Raw genomic sequence first — 5,136 nt, 5'->3', positions numbered from 1 at the left:
GGCGCCGACACCCCCGTCATCACCCTCGACGCCCGCCGCCGCGACAGCGCCAAGAGCGCCCTCATCACCCTCGTCGAACACGCCCTGCTGGCCCGGCTCCGCTGAGCGGGGGGGGGGGGAACCGCCCGGCCCCGACGGTCCGTCCCCTGCCACGGGCCGTCGGGGCCGCGACGCTTACCGGCCGGTGTCCTCCGGGGGCCCCGCGCAAGACCCGTGTATAAGCAGCGGATAACAGTTCGGTAGGCATTTTGTGATCAACAATGACTCAGTGTGGCGAATCCGCGCCACTCAGCGCCAGGTGACCACGGATTTGCTCCGCCATGTCGGTGAATGTCCGGATTGTTCCGGCGTGGGCGTCGGACTGCGGCTGTTTGTCCCCCATCCCCGCACGTGCTGAAATTCCAGCTACCCCTGGATGTCTCCTGCTCCGGCCCGTCCGGCGGAAGGTCAGGGCACCGGGGTAGCGCTGGATTGATCCATGGCCGGCAGTCGGCCGAGAGGTAGTTGTCGAGTGAGGCGTAAGCAGCAACCCGCCCCGCAGCGGCGCTCCGAGCCCCGCCAGAGCGAGCCGAACGGTACCCAGGGGGATCCGGCCGGATTCTCCGCGTTCACTCCCACCGAGGAACGCGCCCAGGGCCCCGCCCCGACCCCCGAGCCCCAGGCCGCGCCCACGGCGCCCCGCAGCGGCGGTTCGTCGGGCGACGGCGGCGGCTCCAGCCGGTACGACTTCCTCCGCCCGCGCAACTGGCGCGTGCCGACCCGTCTGATCGCGATCCTGCTGATCCCCGTGATCATCAGTCTCGTCTTCGGCGGTCTGCGCGTGAACACCTCGGTCGACGGCTACATCAAGGCCTCCCGCGCCGAGAAGACCGCGGAGCTGGCCAAGACGGCGACCGAACTCGCCGAGGCGCTGGAGAACGAGCGCGACAAGACGCTCATACCCCTGCTCACCAAGCAGGACCCGAACAACGAGGTCACCAAGCGCCGCAACGACACCGACGCCGCGCTGAAGGCCTACAACGCCGCCTACGCCGCCTCGGACAAGTCCGGTGAGCTCCCCCGCCGCCACGAGGCCTTCCAGGCCCTGATCCTCGACCTGGCGCACCTGCGGGCCAACGCGTACAGCCCCGAGCTGTTCGCCAGCGCCACCGCGAGCGCCTACTCGGTGATGCTCGCCCCGCTGCTGGCCTACGACAACTCGGTCGGCATCGGCTCCGCCAACGCCACCAGCAAGGGCCGCGCGATCTACGCGATGTCGCTGGCCAAGGCCTCCGCCTCGACCCAGCGCGCGCTGATGCTCAACCTGCTGGTCGGCATCTCGCAGAACGCCACCACGCGGTACGAGAACCAGGACGTGATCCAGCAGATCCTGGTCTCGGAGAAGCTGGAGCAGGTCTCCCTCAACGAGTTCAACACCGGCAGCGCCCCCGAGGACGCCCGGAAGTACGCGGCCGCCCAGGTCGCCGTGGCCACCGCCCAGGAACGTTCGGCGTACAAGATGCCCAACGGCGCGGCGCCCACCATGCAGGGTCTGCTCCAGCTCGGCGCCGCCTACAGCCAGGCCGCCGCGGAGGGCCAGCTGAAGGGCAAGGCCGCCGCCGACGCCGCGTACGCCGAGGCGAGGAACGCCGGCCTGACCCCGGACAACTGGAACCAGGCCGCCAACACTCACATCCAGGCCCTGCGGAACACCGAGATCGCGCTGCTGGACGACGTCCTCGCCGAGTCCCGCGCCCTGAAGGACAACGCGCTCTACGACGCCATCCTCAACACGATCATCGTCGTCGCGGCGCTCATCCTGGCCGGTCTGCTCACCGGCTACGTGGCCCGCTCGATGATCCTCGGCATGCGCACCCTGCGCAGCGCCGCCCTGGAGATCGCCGACCACCGTCTGCCGGACCTGGTCGAGAAGCTCTCCAAGACCGACCCCGAGCGGGTCGACACCTCGGTGACCCCGATCCCGCTGCACGGCAAGGACGAGATCGGCGAGGTCGCCCGGGCGTTCGACCAGGTTCACCAGCAGGCGGTGGCGCTCGCCGCCGAGCAGGCCATGCTGCGAGGGAACGTCAACGCGATCTTCACCAACCTGTCGCGCCGCAGCCAGAGCCTGATCCAGCGCCAGCTGGCGCTGATCACCGACCTGGAGAACAACGAGGCCGACCCGGACCAGCTGGAGAACCTCTTCAAGCTGGACCACCTCGCGACCCGTATGCGCCGCAACGGTGAGAACCTCCTCGTCCTCGCGGGCGAGGAGGCCGGCCGCCGCTGGAACACCCCGGTCCCGCTGGTCGACGTGCTCCGCGCCGCCGCCTCCGAGGTGGAGCAGTACGAGCGCGTCGAGCTCTCCGGCATCCCGGAGGTCGACGTCGTCGGCGCCGCCGTGACCGACCTCGTCCACCTGCTCGCCGAGCTGCTGGAGAACGCCACCTCGTTCTCCAGCCCGCAGACCCGGGTCCTGGTCAACGCGACCCGCCTGCCGGACGGCCGGGTGCTGGTCGAGATCCACGACAAGGGCATCGGCCTCACCGCCGAGGACTTCGCGGAGATCAACGAGAAGCTGGCCGAGCCGCCCACGGTGGACGCCACCATCTCCCGCCGCATGGGCCTGTTCGTGGTCGGCCGGCTCTCCCAGCGGCACGACATCCGCGTCCAGCTCCGCCCGTCCGGCGAGTCCGCCGGCACCACCTCGCTGGTCATGCTCCCGCCGTTCGTCACCCAGTCGGGTGCGGCGCCGGAGCCGGACGAGCAGTTCACCGTCTCGCGGATCTTCGCCGAGCAGGAGCCGACCGCCCAGTGGGCGCCGGACGCCACGGCCCGCAGCGCCGCCGAGCTCGGCTTCGACGACCACCTCACCGGCATCGGCAGCGCCGGCTCCAGCGGGTTCAGCCCGGCCCTGGAGTCCGTCCAGCGCTCGCAGCGCCTCGACCAGGTCCGCCGCGCGGCCCTGGAGGGCGGCCCGCAGGCGCCGGTGGTGGACGCCGAGGTCGAGGAGGACTACCAGCAGGGCTACGACCAGTACGCCCCGCAGGGATACGAGCAGCAGCCCCAGGTCGACGACCGGTACGGCTACGACCAGGGCGGCTACCAGCAGGACGAGTACCAGCACGACGAGTACGCCCAGGACGGCTACGACCAGTACGCCCCCCAGGGCTACGAGCAGCAGGGCTACGCCGACGACCGGTACGGCTACGACCAGGGCGGCTACCAGCAGGACGGGTACGCCGACCAGTACGGCCGGCAGGCCGAGGAGTCCCCGGCCGGTCACCCGTACGCCCCGGAGCCGCCCGCGCTGCCCGCCGCCGAGGCGCACACCACCCTGCCGTCCGGGCTGCCGCAGCGCCGCCCCGGCGAGCAGTTGGCGAGCGGTGGCCCCGCCGCCGCCCCGTCCGGCGCCGGCGCGTCCGGCGACGCCCCGAACTGGTTCGCCGGCGCCAAGGACACCTCGGCGTCCCCGACCCAGCGCGGCCACGACGTGTCCTCGCTCGGCGGATACGGCCCGACCGGCCCGACCGCCAGCACCGCCTGGCAGTCGCCGAACGACGGCGACTGGCAGCGGGCCGAGCAGCTGCGCGAGCCCAGCTCCAGCGGCACCACCGGTGCCGGTCTGCCGCGGCGCGTGCCCAAGCAGAACCTGGTGCCCGGCAACGCCAAGCCCACCCCGCAGGACGGGCCGCAGGTCTCCCGCAGCCCGGAGGAGGTCCGTGGCCGCCTCACCAACCTGCGCCGCGGTGTGGAGCAGGGCCGCAGCGCCGGTAACACCGGAAGCTTCCGGATCGACCCCGATCAGGTAGACCAGTCCGGCAACGGACAGAACCGGAGCACCGATCTCTTCGGCGGCTCGAACCACCAGGAGCGTTGAGTTGACTCAGATGAGCCAGGCCGCACAGAACCTGAACTGGCTGATCACCAATTTCGTGGACAACACCCCCGGGGTGTCCCACACCGTGGTGGTCTCCGCGGACGGCCTCCTGCTGTGCATGTCCGAGGGCTTCCCGCGCGACCGTGCCGACCAGCTCGCCGCCGTCGCCTCCGGCCTCACCTCCCTCACCTCCGGCGCCAGCCGGATCTTCGAGGGCGGCGAGGTCAACCAGACCGTGGTCGAGATGGAGCGGGGCTTCCTGTTCCTGATGGCCGTCAGCGACGGTTCCGCGCTGGCCGTCCTGGCCGCCCCGGACTCCGACATCGGCCTCGTCGGCTACGAGATGGCCCTGCTCGTCGACCGCGCCGGCGCCGTCCTCACCCCCGCTCTTCGCGCTGAACTCCAGGGCAGTCTCCTGCACTGACGGTTCGTCGGATACCGTCCAGGTATTCGAAGCACCTCCGCGTCCTTCCCGGGCCCGCTTCGGCGGGCTCGGGTTCGGACGTTGTACGGCCTTCGCACCACCGGCTCCGGACCTGCGCCGAAGCTCGCACCGCACCGCCGCACCTTGTGAGGAGAGGAACCGTGACACCGCCCGACGACCGCAGCGGCCAGTACGGCGTTCCGTACCCTGGCACAGGCCATGACGCCTTCGGAGCACCCGGCGTCGGCCACGGTCAGCAGTACGGCCGGCACCAGTACGGACAGCCCCAGCAGCCGTACCCCCGCCCCGAAGAGCAGTACGGCCAGTACGACCAGTACGCCCGGCAGCCCTCGTACGGCGCCCCGGCACCCGGCTACCCGGCCCCGGCGCCCGAGCCGGCGCCCGGCTACCGGCCCGCCCAGGAGCCCGGCCACTTCGAGGAGTTCGAGGACGAACCCGACTCCGGCCCGCTGATCCGCCCGTTCGCGATGACCGGCGGCCGGACCCGCCCGCGCTACGAACTCGCGCTGGAGGCCCTGGTCTCCGCCGATGTCGACCCGCAGCGCCTGGCCACCCTGCTCCCCGAGCACCAGCGGATCTGCACGCTGTGCACGGAGGTCAAATCCGTCGCCGAGGTGTCGGCGCTGCTCTCGCTTCCCCTGGGAGTGGCCCGCATCCTCGTGGCCGACCTGGCCGAGGCCGGCCTGGTCGCCATCCACCAGCCCGCTTCCGGCGGCGAAACCGGAAACCAGCCCGACGTCACGCTGCTCGAAAGGGTCCTCAGTGGACTTCGCAAGCTCTAACGCGGCCGCCCCCACCCGCGCCACCACCTCCGCGAAGATCGTCGTCGCGG

At 71.4% G+C, this 5,136-nt stretch carries 3 protein-coding genes and 1 pseudogene; all 4 read left to right on the top strand.

Annotated features, from left to right (window positions below):
* A pseudogene (locus ACZ6EM_RS40050) lies at positions 1-105 on the top strand (ATP-binding protein); the annotation flags it as partial.
* A gap of 406 nt (positions 106-511) precedes the next feature.
* The gene (locus tag ACZ6EM_RS40045; protein ID WP_465774636.1) at positions 512-3,859 is read left to right on the top strand and encodes a sensor histidine kinase; all 3,348 of its coding nucleotides are present in this window, start codon (positions 512-514) and stop codon (positions 3,857-3,859) included.
* Positions 3,860-3,869: 10 nt separating this feature from the next.
* Complete coding sequence (locus tag ACZ6EM_RS40040; protein ID WP_030248297.1) at positions 3,870-4,283, top strand: roadblock/LC7 domain-containing protein; 414 nt, start codon at positions 3,870-3,872, stop codon at positions 4,281-4,283.
* Between the two features lie 161 nt (positions 4,284-4,444).
* Entirely contained in the window at positions 4,445-5,086 is a 642-nt protein-coding gene (locus tag ACZ6EM_RS40035; RefSeq protein WP_380554286.1) for a DUF742 domain-containing protein, read from the top strand.
* Positions 5,087-5,136: the final 50 nt, after the last annotated feature.

Source organism: Kitasatospora sp. NPDC041917, assembly GCF_055589745.1.
This window is presented reverse-complemented; position numbering and strand designations above follow the sequence as displayed.